The sequence below is a fragment of the Asaia sp. HumB genome, assembly GCF_030263835.1.
In the GTDB taxonomy this organism is placed as follows: Bacteria; Pseudomonadota; Alphaproteobacteria; order Acetobacterales; family Acetobacteraceae; genus Asaia; species Asaia bogorensis.
Genome location: NZ_JARPML010000002.1, coordinates 2,492,655 through 2,510,727, shown reverse-complemented (window position 1 = coordinate 2,510,727; position 18,073 = coordinate 2,492,655). Strand labels below are relative to the sequence as shown.

General features: G+C 60.8%; 17 protein-coding genes. 7 read left to right on the top strand and 10 right to left on the bottom strand.

Annotated features, from left to right (window positions below; genetic code table 11):
* The first annotated feature begins 261 nt into the window (after nucleotides 1-261).
* From P5689_RS12345 to P5689_RS12335, 3 genes are read left to right on the top strand one after another with little or no spacing between them, the layout of a single operon-like run.
* Nucleotides 262-456: a hypothetical protein gene (locus tag P5689_RS12345; protein ID WP_152530166.1), complete on the top strand. Its 195-nt coding sequence runs from the start codon at nucleotides 262-264 to the stop codon at nucleotides 454-456.
* Nucleotides 456-2,006, top strand: coding sequence for a PepSY domain-containing protein (locus P5689_RS12340; RefSeq protein ID WP_023978102.1), 1,551 nt, complete (start codon nucleotides 456-458; stop codon nucleotides 2,004-2,006). Before P5689_RS12345 ends, P5689_RS12340 begins: the two co-directional genes overlap by 1 nt.
* Complete coding sequence (locus P5689_RS12335) at nucleotides 2,003-2,308, top strand: hypothetical protein (RefSeq protein ID WP_023978103.1); 306 nt, start codon at nucleotides 2,003-2,005, stop codon at nucleotides 2,306-2,308. The genes P5689_RS12340 and P5689_RS12335 overlap by 4 nt, the downstream gene beginning before the upstream one ends.
* A 36-nt stretch (nucleotides 2,309-2,344) precedes the next feature.
* Here P5689_RS12335 and P5689_RS12330 read toward each other — a convergent pair whose 3' ends face one another.
* From P5689_RS12330 to P5689_RS12310, 5 genes are read right to left on the bottom strand one after another with little or no spacing between them, the layout of a single operon-like run.
* The gene (locus P5689_RS12330) at nucleotides 2,345-3,142 is read right to left on the bottom strand and encodes a hypothetical protein (protein WP_023978104.1); all 798 of its coding nucleotides are present in this window, start codon (nucleotides 3,140-3,142) and stop codon (nucleotides 2,345-2,347) included.
* Entirely contained in the window at nucleotides 3,139-4,104 is a 966-nt protein-coding gene (locus P5689_RS12325) for an MlaD family protein (RefSeq protein WP_023978105.1), read from the bottom strand. Before P5689_RS12325 ends, P5689_RS12330 begins: the two co-directional genes overlap by 4 nt.
* Entirely contained in the window at nucleotides 4,104-4,805 is a 702-nt protein-coding gene (locus tag P5689_RS12320; RefSeq protein ID WP_285533372.1) for an ABC transporter ATP-binding protein, read from the bottom strand. Before P5689_RS12320 ends, P5689_RS12325 begins: the two co-directional genes overlap by 1 nt.
* A complete protein-coding gene (locus P5689_RS12315) occupies nucleotides 4,802-5,608 on the bottom strand; it encodes an ABC transporter permease (protein WP_035439481.1) in 807 nt (268 codons plus the stop codon). The genes P5689_RS12320 and P5689_RS12315 overlap by 4 nt, the downstream gene beginning before the upstream one ends.
* Nucleotides 5,605-7,911, bottom strand: coding sequence for a cache domain-containing protein (locus tag P5689_RS12310; RefSeq protein WP_023978108.1), 2,307 nt, complete (start codon nucleotides 7,909-7,911; stop codon nucleotides 5,605-5,607). The genes P5689_RS12315 and P5689_RS12310 overlap by 4 nt, the downstream gene beginning before the upstream one ends.
* A gap of 157 nt (nucleotides 7,912-8,068) precedes the next feature.
* Here P5689_RS12310 and P5689_RS12305 point away from each other — a divergent pair, with 157 nt between their 5' ends.
* On the top strand, nucleotides 8,069-8,866 hold the full coding sequence (locus tag P5689_RS12305; protein WP_023978109.1) for a folate-binding protein YgfZ: 798 nt from the start codon (nucleotides 8,069-8,071) through the stop codon (nucleotides 8,864-8,866).
* Entirely contained in the window at nucleotides 8,863-9,285 is a 423-nt protein-coding gene (gene hisI / locus P5689_RS12300; RefSeq protein WP_023978110.1) for a phosphoribosyl-AMP cyclohydrolase, read from the top strand. Before P5689_RS12305 ends, hisI begins: the two co-directional genes overlap by 4 nt.
* Before the next feature lie 164 nt (nucleotides 9,286-9,449).
* On the opposite strand, the gene lpxB is transcribed toward hisI, so the two are convergent.
* The 5 genes from lpxB to rpmI form a co-directional block, all read right to left on the bottom strand.
* Nucleotides 9,450-10,682 (bottom strand): lipid-A-disaccharide synthase, encoded by a 1,233-nt coding sequence (gene lpxB / locus P5689_RS12295; RefSeq protein WP_285533367.1) that lies wholly within the window; start codon nucleotides 10,680-10,682, stop codon nucleotides 9,450-9,452.
* A gap of 6 nt (nucleotides 10,683-10,688) precedes the next feature.
* Nucleotides 10,689-13,151: a phenylalanine--tRNA ligase subunit beta gene (pheT, locus tag P5689_RS12290; protein WP_285533365.1), complete on the bottom strand. Its 2,463-nt coding sequence runs from the start codon at nucleotides 13,149-13,151 to the stop codon at nucleotides 10,689-10,691.
* Nucleotides 13,152-13,155: 4 nt separating this feature from the next.
* A complete protein-coding gene (gene pheS / locus P5689_RS12285; RefSeq protein WP_062165706.1) occupies nucleotides 13,156-14,226 on the bottom strand; it encodes a phenylalanine--tRNA ligase subunit alpha in 1,071 nt (356 codons plus the stop codon).
* A 129-nt stretch (nucleotides 14,227-14,355) separates the two neighbouring features.
* Entirely contained in the window at nucleotides 14,356-14,742 is a 387-nt protein-coding gene (gene rplT / locus P5689_RS12280) for a 50S ribosomal protein L20 (RefSeq protein ID WP_062164227.1), read from the bottom strand.
* 11 nt (nucleotides 14,743-14,753) lie between these two features.
* On the bottom strand, nucleotides 14,754-14,957 hold the full coding sequence (gene rpmI / locus P5689_RS12275; RefSeq protein WP_023978115.1) for a 50S ribosomal protein L35: 204 nt from the start codon (nucleotides 14,955-14,957) through the stop codon (nucleotides 14,754-14,756).
* Nucleotides 14,958-15,244: 287 nt separating this feature from the next.
* Between rpmI and P5689_RS12270 the strand changes: the two genes are divergently transcribed.
* Together P5689_RS12270 and P5689_RS12265 are read left to right on the top strand one after the other, a co-directional pair.
* Nucleotides 15,245-17,662 (top strand): glucose/quinate/shikimate family membrane-bound PQQ-dependent dehydrogenase, encoded by a 2,418-nt coding sequence (locus P5689_RS12270; RefSeq protein WP_285533363.1) that lies wholly within the window; start codon nucleotides 15,245-15,247, stop codon nucleotides 17,660-17,662.
* A 137-nt stretch (nucleotides 17,663-17,799) separates the two neighbouring features.
* On the top strand, nucleotides 17,800-18,042 hold the full coding sequence (locus P5689_RS12265; protein WP_051757689.1) for a hypothetical protein: 243 nt from the start codon (nucleotides 17,800-17,802) through the stop codon (nucleotides 18,040-18,042).
* Nucleotides 18,043-18,073 lie beyond the last annotated feature (31 nt).

Here is an 18,073-nt window from a genome sequence, read left to right as displayed (position 1 = left end):
ACAAGGTGAGCAGGCTCAAGAGGCTAATCTCATTGACAAGGGATAAATGACGCGGCCAAATAGACGCGAATAAGAAACGCTCGCAACTAAACTTTGTCCTGACCTGCGATAATCGCGTCGCGAAGCTAGGCGCTGTTGCACAGGAAGCACATGCGAAAGAGTCTCAGTTACAAACAGGGCTGGAAACACATTCGTTCATGGGTCCGGCGCCTCGTCCTTGGTATGATCGTAGGGTACGCTGCTAGCCTGGGCGTTATGGCCATGTTCAGGCATTATGGGGGCGAACCGCTCATGATCGTCGGCTTCCTGACCGTCTTCGCGCTCCTTCCTGTCACGGTGCTGGTGGCATTCAGCCTGCCCCCGCGGCGGGTGACAACGCTTCCTGCACGTCAGATGCCTCTCACGACGTGGCTGCTGCCCCTCGTCACTCTTGTTTCACAGTTCGGAACGCACTGATGCGCGATACTCTACGCATCAGAATGGGCTGGCTTCATGAATGGGTCGGCTTCATCGGCGGCGTCATTCTGGTGGTGATCTTCACGGGCGGAAGCCTTGCCCTGTTCGACACCGAGCTGACGCGCTGGATGCAGCCTGAATTATCCCATTATGTCGCTCAGCCAATGAGTGATGAGGCGCTCAATCAGGTTGGAACCATTGCTGCAGAGTTGCGCGACGAGGGTCAGAATGCCTTCATCACGCTGCCCACCCCACGCGATCCGATCATACGGATCCAGCATTATGATGGTCATGCCTTTATCGGGTCTGCATACCGTCCTCAGGATGCGTTTCCGGTGGCGACGCGTCAGACGGGAGGCGGTCAGCTTTTCTTCGATCTGCACCATTCGCTGTATTACGGCCCCTTCTGGGGCAATATGCTGACCGAAATCGCCGCTATCGGCCTGCTGGTGGCGGTGGGCTCGGGTATCGTAATCCATTTCAGGTCGATTTTCAGCGATCTTCTGCTTTTCAGACCTTTTGCCTCGAAAAACCGCGCCTTCATGGACGCCCATATCCTTGCAGGCCTGCTTTTCCTGCCCTTTATGGTCATGATGGCCTATACGGGCGCCGTCATCCATGCCCCCCGTCTTTTCCCCATGTTCAGCACGGGCCATCATGGCCGCCCGCAGGCTGGCGCTGGGTCGCATGGCCGCGCCAGGGCAGAAGGGCTATCGCATCGCACAGCCGAACGGCCTGCACCCGAAGGGCCCCACCCTGCCTCAACCATGCCCCTCTCGCCAGACGCAAACGAAGCTGAGACGGTCACCGCGCCGCTAGCCCCCATGTTCCATAGGGCGGAGGACGTGTTTGGCAGTGGTTCAATAGGGCTTGTCCTGTTCGATCACGGTAAGGTCTCGATGACAAAGGCGGATTCAGCTTCCTTCGCCCTGACACGAGATCATCTGGAATTCTCCGAGAAAGACGGCACGTTGCTCAAGACGGTCCGGGCACCGGATACGCTTCATCGCCTCGGCGGCATATTGCGTGGGCTGCATTTCATACGCTGGGCGCCACTGCCCCTGCGGTGGCTTTATTTCATCAGCGGTGTAATCGGTAGCGCCATGATGTCGGGGGGGCTCGTGATTTTCCTGATGAAGCACCGGCCCAAAAAGGCGAGGACCTTCGGCTTTCGTCTGGCAGAGTCTCTGACCATTGCTGTGACGACAGGGCTTCCCCTGGCCGCTCTGGCGTATCTCTGGGCCAATCGCCTTCTCTGGGCCGATCTCCCCGACCGTAGTCATCTGGAAATCCGCACCTTCTTCGTCGTCTGGGCGCTTGCCCTGCTTCACGGGGTTTTCCGCAGTTTCACCAATAGGGCACGGTACGGCTGGAACGAGCAGTTCTTCCTGTTCGCGGCGTTCTCGGCGGCACTGCTGCCGCTCGATCTGCTGACCCGCAACACCGCCAATTTCCTGACCTGCCTCGATGTCTACAAGGCTGTCGATCTGACAGTGCTGGGTTTCGGACTGATCGCTTTCCTCATCCATCGCAGGCTCGTCACCCCATGATCTTATCCTCTGCGATCCTGCTCTGGATTGTCGCCCTCGCCGCACATGGGTTCCTGCAACCCAAGATGTGCCGTATCCTGGCCCTGCCAGCCCTGCCCCGCGTCATGCTCCATCCCTGCAGGCTATTCCTGCCCCTGCTGGCCCTTTATCTATGCTGCAAGGGTGGAACCCTCTATGGCGTGATGATGTGGTTTGGCACAGCCTCGGTCGCCGGGGTGCTGGCCTGTCTGATCCTCACGGCCATTTCCCTGCGCCAGACGGATGGCAAGGGCCTGACGAACCAGCCCGCCGCAATACTGTGATGCCGTCTCTTCCCTACTGAGACAGTCGCGATGTGCTCAGCTCTTGTCACTGACCTGAGCACGGCTTTCGGCAGCACGCTGGTGGTATGCTGCTGCCTGCCCGCTCCTGCCGGCAGCCTGAGCTGCACGCGCTGCACCATCGAGCGCTCGGGCCATGCCGCGATAATCCTGCATGTCGCGACGCAGATCGATCGCCTTGATCGCCTCAGACTCAGCCTGGTCATAATGCCCCTGACGCAGTGCGAGACGTGACGTCAGCTCGGCTCTGTCCGCCTGTTCCAGCCTCGGCGGTCTGGGTGACACTGGCAGGACATTCAGCGAGGTCGCCAGAAGGCCCGTATCCCCCACTCCGTCAGCAGCAATACCCATCAGGAATGCGCGTCTCTCCATAAGTGCCGGGTCGTCAGTGCTGATCCTGTGCGCCAGATCGATTGCCTGAGCATTTTGTCCAAGCCGGCAATAGGCCGCTACGGCAACGAGATCGAGCGCCGGGCTGGGGGCGTCGCCGCGCAGCGTCATGTCACCATGAACCCGGCCCACGGTATCGAGCGTTGCTTTCGCATCGCCCATCGCAAGGTTTGCAACAGCCAGATTATAACCGGCATCACGTATGGCGAGGACATCATCGCGAAGCAGGGCTCTGCTATACGCATTCTCGAATTGTGTTTTAGCCTGATCTGCATGGGTCAGGCCGAATGAGTCGCGCCCGACCTCCATAGCATTCAGATAATCCTGATCGGGACGTGCCGCATCCTTGCTGCCAACACCGCCGCAGCCCGTCAGGGCCGTTACCCCCATCAATGTCCGGAGGAACAGGAAACGCGACCTCTTCATGGCTTGATATCTCCGGCGGGGAGCCTGCGCGCGGGGGCCTTGCCTGAGCTGCCGCCCAGGATCCAGAGACCACGCAGCTGGTCGGTCAGCCGCTTGAGGCTGATGGTCGTGGCCTGTGCCTGTGTCAGCAGTGCCGGAAGCTGGGCACTTGCGTCATTCAGATGCGCCATCGTGTCCTTGAGCTGCGGCGTGGCTTTCTTCACGTCATTGCTGCTTGAACGCAGGTTATCCATCGTGCCCTGTGTCTGCTTCAGAACGCCTGATATCTGAGCCTCGATCGGCTTGAGTTGCGCTATGGAGGCCTGAAGTGTTCTGATCACCTCATCCGCATGTTTAAGCAGCGTGTCATCCATCATCAGCCCACCGACTGTACCTTTACCGTTGCGGATGGATGTCGTCACGGCAGCGAGGTCAGCCATGATCTTGTCGGCATTGTGCAGGCTCGGCATCATGCCCGCACGAATATCGCTGATGGTCTTGGTAATCATATCAGCCGGGTTGGGTTCGACCGTGGCTTCAAGCTCGGCAAACTCCCAGTCCATCGCCGGGCCTTTGCTGCGCTCAAGCTCGATATAGCTTGCTCCGGCCACGACAAAGCGATGACGGATGATGGCGCGGCTGTCCTTGCGGATATAGGGCTCGAATTGCGGGTCGATATCCGCAATGGCGTACATATTACCATGCGGGTTGATCTTCACCGCGCGGATCGAGCCGATACGGATCCCCATAAGCTCGATGTCATTTCCCACAGCCAGGCCCGCGATACCGCTCTCAGGCAGGTTGAAATGCAGCTTGCCTGAGGGCGTCAGCCAATCTCGCAGGACACCGGCCTCAATGATTGCGAATATGAACAGGCCGAACGTCGCGACGACCAGCATACCGACCCATTCATCGGCATAGCGGATGCGCAACAAAGGACGGGTGCGGCTGTCAGTGTTGGCGTTTGAACGGACACGAAACATCAGACCACCTGCTTCATTGGTAACAGACCCTCATCCAGCAACCTGTATCGCTGCGTTCCCTCAGCATGATAGCCACGCCACAGATCCGGTTCGCGGGAAAACCAGATCACGCCACAGCCTCGCTCACGTGCCGCTGTCAGCTCGGCAAGGAAGGCAGTCATCATATCAGCAGTCTCCAGCTCCACCGGATCTTCCAGCAAGAGCAGCTTTGGCTCTCCCAGAAAGGCTCTCACACAGGCCGCCTTGGCCCGATCAGCCACGCTCAGCCGTCCCGGGGTCAATGTCGGCAGACCCGGCAGGCCAAATCGTCTGGAAAGCGCAATTGCCTCATCGATCAGTTCCTCGGTCGGCGTACGCGTATGATGCAGCTGTTGCAGAAGAATATTGAGATCGGTGCCAAACAGGTCGATCCAGGCTCCCTGCTGCATCACACGGCCGATACGCCCTCGCAGTGCCCAGGCCCGGGGCTCGGCCAGCGCTTCCCAATCAAGCCCCTGGCACAGCACCTGTCCCGAGACGAGCGGCGCCATGCCCGCGCAAAGATCCGCAAAACGCGTGGTGCGTTCGGAATCACGACAGGCAATCAGCATGCAGTCGCCCGGCATCAGGCGCAACGAATAGGGAATAGAAGTCAGACCGCTTTCTTCGAAAACCGGGCGGGCTTCGCGCAATTCCAGTACGGCGGAAAGGTCGTCGGTCATGCGACTGTCACCCCGAGCACGACATTGACGACCATGATCACGAGAATACCGCGAGCAAAACCACGCGGCAGAAGGGTCGCAATCGTATCCGAGCGCGTGGCATCGAGGCCGGTCAGCTGCGTGGCAAGGCTCAGCAGAAATCCGCTGATCGTGAGCTTGAGGGGGATCCCGAGATAATCGATCGGCTTCATCGCCCCGACGATATCGTAGAGGAACGTCCAGAGCGGCATGGTGATGACGGAATGAACGCGGCAGACGCCGTATCCTACCGACAGCGAGATGATGCTGAACACCATACCCAGCGTGAAGGAGCTCAGCATCATCGCCAGCGCACGTGGCATGACCAGTGTCATGAACGGATCGATCCCCTGAGCCTGAAGCGCTCGCAATTCACCGCCCAGCGTCAGCTGTCCAAGCTGCGTCAGGCTCAGCATGGCGCTCCGGCCCAGCAGGATGATGCCCACGAGAACCGGGGCGATTTCACGCACGAGCACGGTAGCCAGCAGAGAGTCCGTGCTATCGGCCATGCCGGCAATGCCCAGCCAGTAGATCGCCTGCGCCACAATGCCGAACCCCGTCAGCGCCGCCGTGAAAAGCGTACTGAACAGCCCACCGCCCGCGGCCTGCCGCAGCGTGTTCTTGAACTCATGCAGTACCGTACGGCGCCACGAAGTCGGGCGCAGCGCCTCACGTACCACGCCCCAGCTCGCCCCGACGAGCATGAGCGAGAACCGCATCTGTCGCCTTGTCAGCGCACCCAGACGGCGCAGCAGGCGCCTATAGAGGGGAATTTCGTCACTCAACGCTTAGCTGCCAGAACATAGGTGTTGGTGATGCCAAGGCCCGGCAGGTAGAACATGCCGCGTGGCCGGAACAGATAGTAGTCGCGCAGCAACGCATGGGCGGCCTCCGACACCTGGATTGTCCCTGAGTCAGGTGCACTGATGGCCAGCAGCTCCGATGTCTGAGGTGCCTCGCCCCAGATATTGAACACGCCCGGATCCTGACCCAGCGTCGCCCCGAAGGCCTGCCCGACATCGAGACCAATACGGAAGCTCGGGGTAAGTTCGGCGTCGGACAGTGTCACAAGCGCCAGTTCACGCAACGCCAGCAGTGCATCGGCAACACGCCGTGCCGCATCGGGATCAGGGTCCTGTGAACACCCGCCAATCAGCACGAGCCTGCCACCCAGAACCTGAGCCGAAAACAGCCCGGCATGCTGGATGACGTCCTGAAACCGCTCCACCAGCGTCTGGACGATCGGGATCAGATCGACAGTTGCTTCCGACTTCGAGTCCTGGAACAGGACTGTCGCCACCGGGACCATTGCATATTGCCCCGCCTTGAGACCGCCAGCGCTGCTCTCGCCGGGTGCGGCAATGAAGCCTTCATTCAGTCGCGTGGTGATGGCACCATAATCCTCGCGTTGCGTCTGCTCCGGCTTTCCGGCTGACGCCTCATCGGCCCTCATGCTTGCAAAACGGACGGCCGCAATCTCGGCAACAATCGCAATGATGTGCGAGACTGCATGGGGACGGGCAGCGTCTTCCAGCACCACCATGCCGATAACCGTACCTCTGGCCAGAATGGGCTGGATATAGACCGATTTCGAGCCGATCTGGCTCATGACCATGCGCTGGAAGGTGCGCAGCCCCTCCTGTGCCGAGGCGTGATCGCTCTCGATCACCTCACCCGACATCAACATGGCAAAAAAGTTCTTGAGATCGCTATGGGCCAGTTCCATGCCCGCACTATGGGCATCAGTCGTCCGGTCATAGGAGTCTTCACACAAAAGGCGCTCCTCCTCACCAACCGAACGCCAGAGGCTCACACGCCTTGCCCGGGCCAGTTCGGCCAGGCGTTGTGTCAGAAGCGGGGCGTCGTGTCCGGGGTCGAGGAGATGAGGCGTCCCCGCCATGGCATTGAGCGCGTTGCTCTCGGCCTTGACCTGGGCGCGTTCATACCGGATCTGGCGACGCAGACTTTCGGTCCGGCGGTTCTGACGAACCAGAAACCCTGCCAGCAGCCCGGCCAGCACGACAATCACCATCGAGAAAAGGAAGCCCTGCCGCCCTGCCGCGGCAGCGAAGGCCGCAAAATCGTCCTCTGGCGCGTTCAGCAGCAACACCCATCCTGGCCTGATCTTGTGCAGCGAGGCCATGATGGCGACGTATTGCGTGTCATGTGCCTTGATGAGGTGCACGCCCGCCCCGTAAATGTGGAACAGCGAGAGCGCGCGTGTGAAAACCGGCTGCGTAGCGGGGTTGAGCTGCATCTTGTCGAACTGCCAGTTCGCCTTTCGCGCCACATCCAGCAGATGACTGCCTGCAATCAGACGCCCCTCCTTGTCCACCACGACCGCCTGCCCGCTTTTGCCAATCTTGATGGCTGCGAGGAAATCCGTCAGGCGGTTGAGCGAGATATTGATGGCAAAGACGGCCTGATGCCCATCGGATGTATGCAGGACGCTGGCCGCAGTGACGATCAACTGCTCTGTGGCAACGGTGGGATAGGGGTCGGACCAGTTCAGGTCCGGGTGCTCGAAGGCACCCTTGTACCAGGGGCGCTGACGCGGATCATAATTCTTGCCCGGCGTGTCACTCGTGCGGACAAGCACATTGTTCCTGTCATAATACCAGTGCCGGAAAACATTCTTGTCCCGCAGCAGATGCACCCATTCCATGCCATCGGCGATATCCTTTGGCGCACGATCGATAAACCAGAACGAGCCACGATCATCGGCAAGATAGAAGCTCTCCACCTGCTCGACATTGCGCAGCATGGATGCGCCATAATTCAGAAAGACCTGGGGTGGCTCATCCGTCACCGGATCGGTCAGCAGGTCACGCGCCACCGTTGCAGTCGCCGGAGCGGGGGCCAGATAGTCTGAAACCTGCTGCGTCAGGTTTTTCTGTTCCTCGCGCAACAGATCGCGGGTGAGCGCAATCACCCCGTCGCGCGTCTTGTGATAGGAATGAAGCGTGACAACAACAATGACCACAATGACAAGAACAACGCCAAAGATCGGGCCGACAAGTTCAATCAGGCGGCGTCTTCTCGTTTCGGCTTCGGGATCTGCCGGGTCAATGATCTCGGAAACTGGCAAAAGTCACGCCTCCCAGGATATCCCCTCCTGAGGGGAATGACTTGCGTTGATGAGCCAACGCACGAATAACGCATGCGTCGCTTTCACATTTTCTCTCTTGTTTCAGCGGGCTGCAACCCGCATCTCCATTCAATACTGTCCGAATTGGAGAATGAAAATGGCAAGAGCATGGCTCACGGATCGCGTTATTCTCTCCCTCAGTGGCCGGGACAGGGTGAGCTTTCTTCAGGGACTGGTGTCGAACGACGTCAATGCTGCCTCAGATGAGGCTCTGATATGGACAGGCTATCTCACGCCTCAGGGCCGCTACCTTTCGGATTTCCTTTTATGGCATGAGAACGAGCGCCTTCTGCTCGACGTACCCGCCGATCATGCCGATTTCCTGATCAGCCGGTTGATGCGGTTCCGCCTGAGGGCTGACGTGGCGCTGGAACGGACCGCTCTTTCCGTGGAAGCCCTCTGGGATGACACCCCCCACGAGGGCGCACGTCGTGACCCGAGACATCCCGATGCAGGATGGCGCCGTGTCACTGAGGGATCTGACACTGCCGATCAGGCCGATCTCACCGCCTATCATGCCCACCGCCTCTCGCTGGGCCTGCCCGATGCGCAGGATTGCGAGAGCGAGAAGACCTTGCTGATCGAGGCGAATTTCGACTGGCTGCACGGCATCTCCTTTACCAAGGGGTGCTATATGGGGCAGGAACTCACCGCCCGTACCCATTACCGTGGGCTGGTGAAAAAGCGTCTGCTGCCCGTGCAGGGTGATGGTCCCCTCCCCCCCTGCGGTACCATCCTGATGGCTGAGGGGCGCGAGATCGGTCAGATGCGCAGCAGTATCGGGCGGCGTGGCCTTGCCTTTTTGCGTCGCGAGGTCTGGACAACGCCCGTGCATCATGAGGGAGTGACCCTCACACCCATCATTCCCGACTGGTTTCAGGACGAAGCATCATGAGCTACCTCCCCCCCGATCAGCAGACGATCGACACCCTGCTCGATACGGTGCGTTTCAATGAGGACGGGCTGATTACGGCCCTCGCCCAGGCGGCAGAGGCGCCGCATGATGTTCTGATGCTGGCCTGGATGAACCGCGAGGCACTGGCCGAGACGCTCGCAACCGGTCAGGTCTGCTACTATTCACGCAGCCGCAACAGGCTGTGGCGCAAGGGCGAGAGCTCTGGGCAGCGCCAGACCCTTGTTTCGGCCCGGCTGGATTGCGATCGCGATGCGGTGCTGCTGCTCGTGAACCAGACAGGCGTGGCTTGCCACACTGGCCGTCGCAGCTGCTTCTATCATGAAGTCGTCCCTGAGGGGCTGCGGGATACGACCGCGCCGGAAGTTACGCCCGAACAGCTTTATGGCAGCGCGCACTGAGCCCTGCCTCTATTACTGCCCCTTTATCCCCGTCTGATGAAAAGGCTGGCGCTTGCCGAGGGGTTTATTGGCGGCGCGAACGGGGCCTTCCCCTCACGGAACCACAGCCCCCACCGCGGTACGCTGAGGCCGCTGAACCCACCGCAGGCGCGTCCTGAGAGGTCTCAGGGCGCGTTGAGCTCAGTTGTCGCGACACTCCCCAAAGCTGTCACCGGACGGCGTTCGTTCAGGATACGCAGAACCGCTTCTGCCGCCGCGTCTGACGGGGTACCGTTATGGCTCGACGATGCCGGAGGCCGCAGCTGCGCCATGACCGCATCGAAGGCTTCGCGCTGCGCCGCCCCCAGCGCCGGGTCGGTCAACAGGGCATAGGACGCATCCGCCAGATCCTCTGGCGTACAACGCTCCTGAAGAAGCTCGGGCACGACCTCCCGCCCTGCCAGCAGATTGACCATCGCCACATATTTCACCTTGATCAGGCGACGCGCCATGAACGCCGTGACCGGATTGACGCGATAAGCCACAGCCATCGGTACATGCGCCAGAGCCAGTTCGAGCGTTGACGTGCCCGATTTGGTCAGGGCTGCGCCTGCTGCGGCGAAAGCATCATGCTTGTCATGCAGCTCGGTCACGATGATCGGCTTGACCGGCCAGCGTGCCACGGCAGCGCGTACCGTCTGGGCAACAAGCGGCGAAAGCGGCAGGACCGGCACGATACCCGGCAGACGGTGTTTCAACAGGGCGAGCATCTTACCGTAAACCGGCAAAAGACGCGGCACCTCGGAGCGACGGCTGCCCGGCATCAGGATCAGCACGGGTGCCTCATCGGCAATGCCATGGCGCAGCCGAAAGCGCTTTGCGTCCCCCTGATCGGCCCCTGACTGAAGCACCGGATGACCGACGAAATCGACCGCTACGCCGCGCTCACCGAACCACTCCACCTCGAACGGCAGGAGGCAAAGCAGCCGGTCCCAGAGTTCGGGAAAACTATGGACGCGCTTCTCGTGCCACGCCCAGACCTGCGGGCCGACATAATGGATTTTCGGTACAGTCACATGACGCAGGCGCTTAAGAAAGCGCAGTGCAAACCCGGGAGAGTCGATCGTGACAATCAGATCGGGCTGACGCAGCACCACGTCATTGACCGCCTCGTTCAGGCGTTGGGAAAGCTGTCGGATACGCGGCAGCACCTCCACCAGCCCCATCACCGCCAGATCCCGCATGGGGAACAGGCTGGCAAGGCCCAGAGCCTCCATGCGCGGACCACCGATTCCAACGAAAATCAGATGCGGGTCGCGCGCGTGAAGTGCCTGCATGAGGTGGGCGCCCAGCACATCACCACTGGCCTCACCTGCCAGAAGCCAGATGACGCGAGGGGTGATGGCAGAATTGGGCATGGGGCCTCAGCGTCTCAGCGTTGCGCCGGTTGCCTTGGCAACGGCTGCAATGATCTTTTCGGAAACAGCCTCGATTTCCTCATCGGTCAGGCTCGCCTTGACGGGCTGAAGCGTGACCTCGATGCCCAATGACCGATGGCCCGCCTCAAGCGACCCGCCCTCATACACATCGAAAAGGCTCACATCGCTGATCAGCGCCCGTTCGGCACCACGGGCGGCCTTGAGAACGGCCTGAGCTTCCACACCTGGTGCCACGATGAAGGCAAAATCGCGACTGACAGGCTGGAACGCCGAGAGCGCAGGCGGCTGGCGACGCTTGACCTTGGGCAGCGGCACGGCATCGAGGAAGATCTCGAACACAACGAGGGTCGAGTCGATGCCCATGGCGCGTGTTACGCGGGGATGCAGTTCGCCAAAGCAGCCCAGAACCGTCTTTGGACCCTGACGCACAACACCCGAGCGGCCAGGATGGTAATGACCGGGCGCATCGGCCGTCACGCTCAGCGCCTCGGCAGGAAGCTTGAGTGCCTCGAGCGCCGCCATGAGATCCGCCTTGGCGTCCCACAACGTCATGGGTTGCGCCCGCATGCCGGGGCGCCTTGGCGTCTCACCACCACGCAGCCCGGCCAGCACGAGTTTCTGCCCATCTGCATGGAAGCAGGGGCCCAGCTCAAACAGGGCAGCATCACTCAGCCCACGCGCCGCGTTGCGCTGCCAAGCCCGGGCAAGATTGATCAGCGGCGTGGGGCGCATCTGGTTGAGGTCGGAGGCGATCGGGTTGAGCAGACGCAGCCCCTCAGGCGCTCCACCGAACAGCAGGGCATCTTCATGCGAGACGAAGGAGAAGCCAACGGTCTCCACCAGCCCACGCAACGCGCAGAGTCGACGCAGATCGCCCAGACGGGCCTGTGCCGGCGTCAGGGCGGGAGCGGCAATCGCGGTCTTGAGCGGCAATGGCAGCGGGGGAACCGAGTCCAGCCCGTAGATACGCAGCACTTCCTCGATCAGGTCGTTTTCTGCCTCGATGGCATGAACCGAGGCCGCAGCGTTCCGGGCCTGGGCAGGGTCGAGATGCGGTGCCTGATCGAGCGTGACACCTGTCGCCACGTCATTGCGCCATGATGGCACCGCAAAACAGGCGCGTGTCTCATCCTGCTCACGCACGGCAAAGCCGAGATGCTCAAGGATGCGTGTGGCTTCCCCAGAAGGGATTTCGACACCACCCAGCGTTTCGAGGCGATCGAAACGCAGCCATGCCTCACGCTGCCAGGCGGGAACTGCGCCAGCGCTGGTGATTTCACTGGCCTCACCGCCGCAGAGCGACAGAATGAGCTGCGTGGCAGCCTCCAGGCCAGGCAGAACGAGTGCCGGATCGATCCCACGCTCGAAACGCTGGCGGGCATCGGTATGGATGCCGAGCCTGCGCCCCGTCAGGGCGATACGCACCGCGTCAAACAGAGCGGCCTCGATGAACACATCCGTCGTTTCGTCAGAGACGCCCGTCGCCTCGCCGCCGATCAGGCCCGCCAGGGACTGCACGCCAGCGCTATCGACAATGACAAGGTCATCCGTGCCGAGAACGAGGTCGCGCCCATCCAGTGCGCGGAACGTCTCACGTGCTGCACGGGTGAGAGACAGGGTATTGCCGCTGATCTTGCCCGCATCGAACACATGGAGCGGACGCCCCAGATCAAAGGTAAGATAATTGGTGATGTCGACCAGCGCGCTGATTGGCTTGAGCCCGATCGATTCGAGGCGCTGACGCAGCCAGTCGGGGCTCGGGCGGTTTTTCACGCCACGCACCAGACGCCCGGCAATGTAAGGGCATGCCGTATCGTACTGGATGTCCCAGTTGATCGATGAGGCAAACTGCCCCTCGACCGTTTCAACCAGCCACGGCTTGAGATGCCCCAGCCCGGCAGCAGCCAGATCGCGGGCAATGCCGCGCACGCTGAGAGCATCGCCACGATTGGGCGTGATCGAGATATCGATCACCGGGTCATCGAGCTTCGCATAGTCTGCATAGGGCTGACCCAGCACGACATTCTCGGGCAGTTCGGCAATGCCGTCACTTTCCGCCCCGAGACCAAGCTCGCGAAGCGAACACAGCATGCCCCCGCTTTCCTGCCCGCGAATCTTGCCTGCCTTGATGGTGATATCACTGCCAGGAATATAGGTCCCCGGCGGGGCAAAGATCACATGGAGTCCGGCGCGGGCATTGGGCGCACCGCAGACGACCTGCACCTTCTCGTAATCCCCACCAGCGGCCACCACACAGACCTGCAACCGGTCGGCATCGGGATGACGATGGGCCTCGAGAATCTTGGCGACACGAAAGCCACGCAGCGAGTCGGCGGGATTTTCAACGCTCTCGACCTCGAGGCCTATGGCATTGAGCTTGCTGACGATCTCATCCAGCGAGACCGTGAAATCGAGATGCTCGCGCAGCCAGGACAGAGTGAATTTCATGGTCTCAGACTCCTTCTGCGAGGCTGACGGAGGATAGGGCGGAGAAGCCGTAATGACGCAGCCATCTCAGATCGCTCTCATAGAAGGAGCGCAGATCGGGAATACCGTTCTTGAGCATGGTCAGACGCTCGATGCCCATGCCGAAAGCAAAACCCTGCCAGATGGCGGGATCGAGGCCGCAATTGGCCAGTACACGCGGATGAACCATGCCCGAGCCCAGAACCTCGAGCCAGTCGGTCCCACCGCCAATCTCACCCGTCTGGCGCGACCAGCCGATATCAACCTCCATCGAGGGCTCGGTGAACGGAAAATAGGAGGCGCGGAAACGGACAGGGAGGTTCGGCTTGTCGAAGAAGATACGCAAAAATTCGATCAGACAGCCCTTGAGATGACCGAGCGTGATGCCCTGGTCGATGACAAGTCCTTCACATTGATGAAACATCGGTGAGTGGGTGGCGTCATGATCGGCGCGATAGGTGCGCCCCGGCGCGATGACGCGGATCGGCGGGGGCTCGGTCAGCATGGTGCGGATCTGCACGCCCGATGTCTGGGTACGCAGCACACGCGGCGGCGACTCCTCATGGGATGCAGGCAGGTAGAATGTGTCGTGCTCGGTCCGCGCAGGATGATGGTCGGGCGTATTGAGCGCCGAGAAATTATGCCATTGCGATTCGATGTCCGGCCCCTCGGCGACCGAGAACCCCATGGCACCGAAAATCGCGGTCATCTCCTCGATCGTTCGGTTGATCGGATGGAGCAGCCCGAGCGGAGTCGAGACAGCAGGCATCGACACATCGACCTGCTCGGATTTCAGCCGGGCCTCCAGCGCCGCCTCGGCAATGGCCTGACCACGCTCTTCAACAGCCGTATTGAGCGCATCGCGCAGTCGGTTCAGTGCCTGACCACGCTCCTTGCGCATCTCGGGCGTCATCTTGCCCAGTTCCTTGAGCAGGACAGTAAGGCGGCCCGATTTGCCGAGCACCCCAACGCGAATGGCGTCCCAGCTGGCGTGATCCTGCGCCTGCGCCAGAGATTCGAGAGTTTCGCTTTTCAGCGCTTCGAGATCATCGCCCATCATTCGCCTGTCCCATCGGTCAACTGGTATCGTCAAAAAAGAAAACGGGCCGTCCTGATACAGGACGACACGTTTTCTATCAAATCCGGAAATCTGCCGAAGCCGAAATCCGGAGGCTAGAGCCTTTGATCAGGCCTGCGCCGTCTGTTCCTGAGCGGACTGCTCAAGAGCCATCTGCGCCAGCTTCACGATCTCGGCGAAGGTTGCTGCGTCGTCGAATGCGATGGCGGCCAGAACCTTACGGTCGATTTCGATGCCAGCCTTTGCCAGTCCATTGATGAACTTACTGTAGGTCAGGCCCTGCTCGCGAACGGCAGCGTTGATACGCTGGATCCACAGAGCGCGGAAATCGCGCTTCTTGTTGCGACGGTCGCGATAGGCATAACGAAGAGCCTTCTCGACGCGCTCGAGAGCGATACGATAGTTGGTGGAAGACCGGCCGCGGTAACCCTTGGCGAGATCCAGAACCTTCTTGTGACGGGCGTGCGTCGTTACGCCGCGCTTAACACGTGCCATTTATCTGCTCCTCAAGCCAGTCCGTAGGGGGCCCACTGCTTCACGGTCTTCGCATCCATGTCCGTCATGGTCTGCGGGCCGCGATTGGTGCGCTTCATTTTCTGCGGACGGTTGATGAGGCCGTGGCGCTTGTTGCCGGGACCGCACATCACCTTGCCGGTCGCGGTGATCTTGAACCGCTTCTTGACCGACGACTTGGTCTTCATCTTGGGCATTTCATTCTCCTCTCGACATATCAGGCAACCTCCCGCAATTGCTTGCGGGCGTTACCAAGCGGCCAGGCATGCCCTACCATCGCCTGGACGCGCGTTCGAAAGGGGGCACCTAAAGGATATCTCTGCCCTGCACAACCCATTTTAACGCGCTAAAACATTTACTTTGGGTTAGACAGAACCTTAACCACAATATGGGACGTTCTTGACGTAGATCAACATTTGGGCCTTTTACGACGCGGTCTCTTTTCGCAACGTTTCCGAACACGAAACCACACATAGGACGACGCATGAACACGGTTTCCCGGCCGCGGTTCTGGGCAGCCCTCACCGCCGTGATATTTGCCCTTTGTGGCATTTATCTGACACTCGGCGGTGTCTGGCTCCTGAGCTATGGCGACACCCCTTATTACGCAGTCTGCGGTATTGCCCTTCTGGCGACCGCCTATCTCGTCTGGACGGGGCGCCCAGCCGCGTTCTGGCTCTATACCCTGATCATCCTCGGCTCGCTCATCTGGGCGATCAGCGAAATCGGCATCGATTTCTGGTCGCTCGTGCCGCGTGGCGACGTGATCACCATTCTCGGCATCTGGCTGCTTCTGCCGTTTGTCAGCCGCCAGATCACCACAAGCCGCCTCGCCACCCTGCCCCTGCTCGGCAGCGTCGTCCTCGCACTGATTGTCGTGGTCGTGGCCTTCGTGCAGGATCCGGGTGACAAGGCGGGCAATCTGCCCACCGAAAAGATCGCCGCCGCTGGCAGTGATGCCGCCCAGGTGCCCGATGGCGACTGGCAGGCCTATGGGCGCACCCAGTATGGCGATCGCTTCTCCCCGCTCACCCAGATCAACGCTGACAATGTCAGCAAGCTCAAGGTGGCCTGGACGATGCGCACGGGCGACCTCAAGGGCCCGAACGACCCCGGTGAAGCCACCAATGAGGCGACACCGCTCGCCGTCAATGGCACGCTGTATTTCTGCTCGCTGCATCAGAAGCTGTGGGCCGTCGATGGCGCAACCGGCAAGACGAAGTGGGTGTTCGACCCCCATCTCTATGTCAATCCGGGCTTCCAGCATCTGACCTGCCGTGGCGTGACCTACCACAAATCCGATGCCAGCGCCGTCACGTCAGATGGCACGCCGGCCCCTGATGAGTGCCATGAGCGCCTGTTCCTGCCCGTCAATGACGGTCGCATGTTCGCTGTCGATGCCCAGACTGGCAAGGCCTGCCCGAGCTTCGGCAACAATGGCGAGATCGACCTGCGTACGCCTTACATGCCGTATGACCATGTTGGCGGCTACGAGCCGACCTCACCGCCTGTCGTAACAGACAAGGTCGTGATCGTTTCCGGCGCCGTGACCGACAACAACTCCACCAAGGAGCCCTCGGGCGTCACGCGTGCTTTCGACCTGTTCACAGGCAAGCTCGTCTGGGTGTTCGACCCCTCGAACCCCGACCCGAACGAAATGCCGAGCGGTGACCACAAATACGTCGCCAACTCGCCCAACTCGTGGATCACCGCGTCCTATGACGCCAATCTGGGCCTGGTCTATATCCCGACCGGCGTTCAGACCCCTGACCAGTGGGGTGGCAACCGCACCCCCGATGCCGAACGCTATGCGTCGTCCGTGCTCGCCCTGCACGCCGATACCGGCAAGCTGGCCTGGAGCTACCAGACCGTGCACCACGATCTGTGGGACATGGATCTTCCGGCCCAGATGAGCCTTGTGGACATCACCCAGAAGGACGGCACCGTCATTCCGGCCATCTACGCACCGGCCAAGACGGGCAACATCTTCGTTCTCGACCGTCGCGACGGCAAGCTGATCGTGCCTGCACCCGAGCTTCCCGTGCCGCAGGAAGTGGTTAAGAGCGATCACGTTGCTCCCACACAGCCCTTCTCTGACCTGACCCTGCGTCCCAAGGCCCTGCTGACGGGCAAGGACATGTGGGGTGGCACCGTGTTCGATCAGCTGATCTGCCGCGTGGCGTTCCATCAGCTCGACTACAAGGGCACGTTCACGGCACCGTCCGAGCGTGGCTCGCTGATCTTCCCGGGCAATCTGGGTATCTTCGAGTGGGGTGGTCTTGCTGTTGATCCGCAGCGTCAGATCGCCATCTCCAACCCGATCGCCCTGCCTTTCGTGTCGCGTCTGGTTCCCCGCGGTCCGGGTAATCCGCTCTGGCCCGAAAAGGACGCCAAGGGTTCGGGCGGCGAGACCGGCCTGCAGCACAACTATGGCGCACCCTATGCCATCATGCTGAGCCCGTTCCTGAACCCGATCACCACACGCATCGGTCTGCCGATCCCCTGCAAGCGTCCGCCGTGGGGCTACATGGCTGGTATCGATCTGCGCACCAACAAGGTGGTCTGGCAGCATCGCAATGGCACGCTGCGTGACAGTCTGTACAACAGCGCCCTGCCCATCCAGCTGCCGCCGCTCAAGGTTGGCGTTCCCAGCCTCGGTGGCCCGCTCACCACGGCCGGCAACGTCGCCTTCCTGACGTCCACGCTGGATTTCTACATCCGTGCATACAACGTCACGACGGGTGAAACCTTGTGGCAGGACCGTCTGCCCGCCGGTGGCCAGTCCACCCCGATGAGCTACTCTGCCAATGGCAAGCAGTACATCGTGACCTATGCCGGTGGTCATGGCTCTTTCGGCACGAAGATGGGCGATTACGTCATCGCCTACGCTCTGCCGAACTGATCCTTCCCGGTTTCGGAAACAGGAAAACCCGCCTTCTGGCGGGTTTTTTTGTGTCTGGCTTCAAAGGGCCTGTACGGCTCTTGCGCAGCGACAAATAATGTCAGAGTGTTGCTGAAACCTCAGCCAAGGATTTCATCATGCTCCGTGGATTTCTCGCTCTGACCGTGCTGCTCGGCACAGCCGCAGCCCCTGTCGCCTACGCCAAGCCCTGCCGCGATGCGACCTCGGGCAAGTTCGTGAAATGCGAAAAGCCGAAGGCCGAGAAATGCCGCGATGCCAAGGGCAAGTTCACCAAGTGCAAGGCTGATGCCGCCTCCAAGGACGATAGCAAGGCGACCGCACCCGCGACCCCCGCTGATGGGGCCCCCGGCAAGAACTGATTTAGGGGGCGGTCTCCGCCTCTCGCAGTTC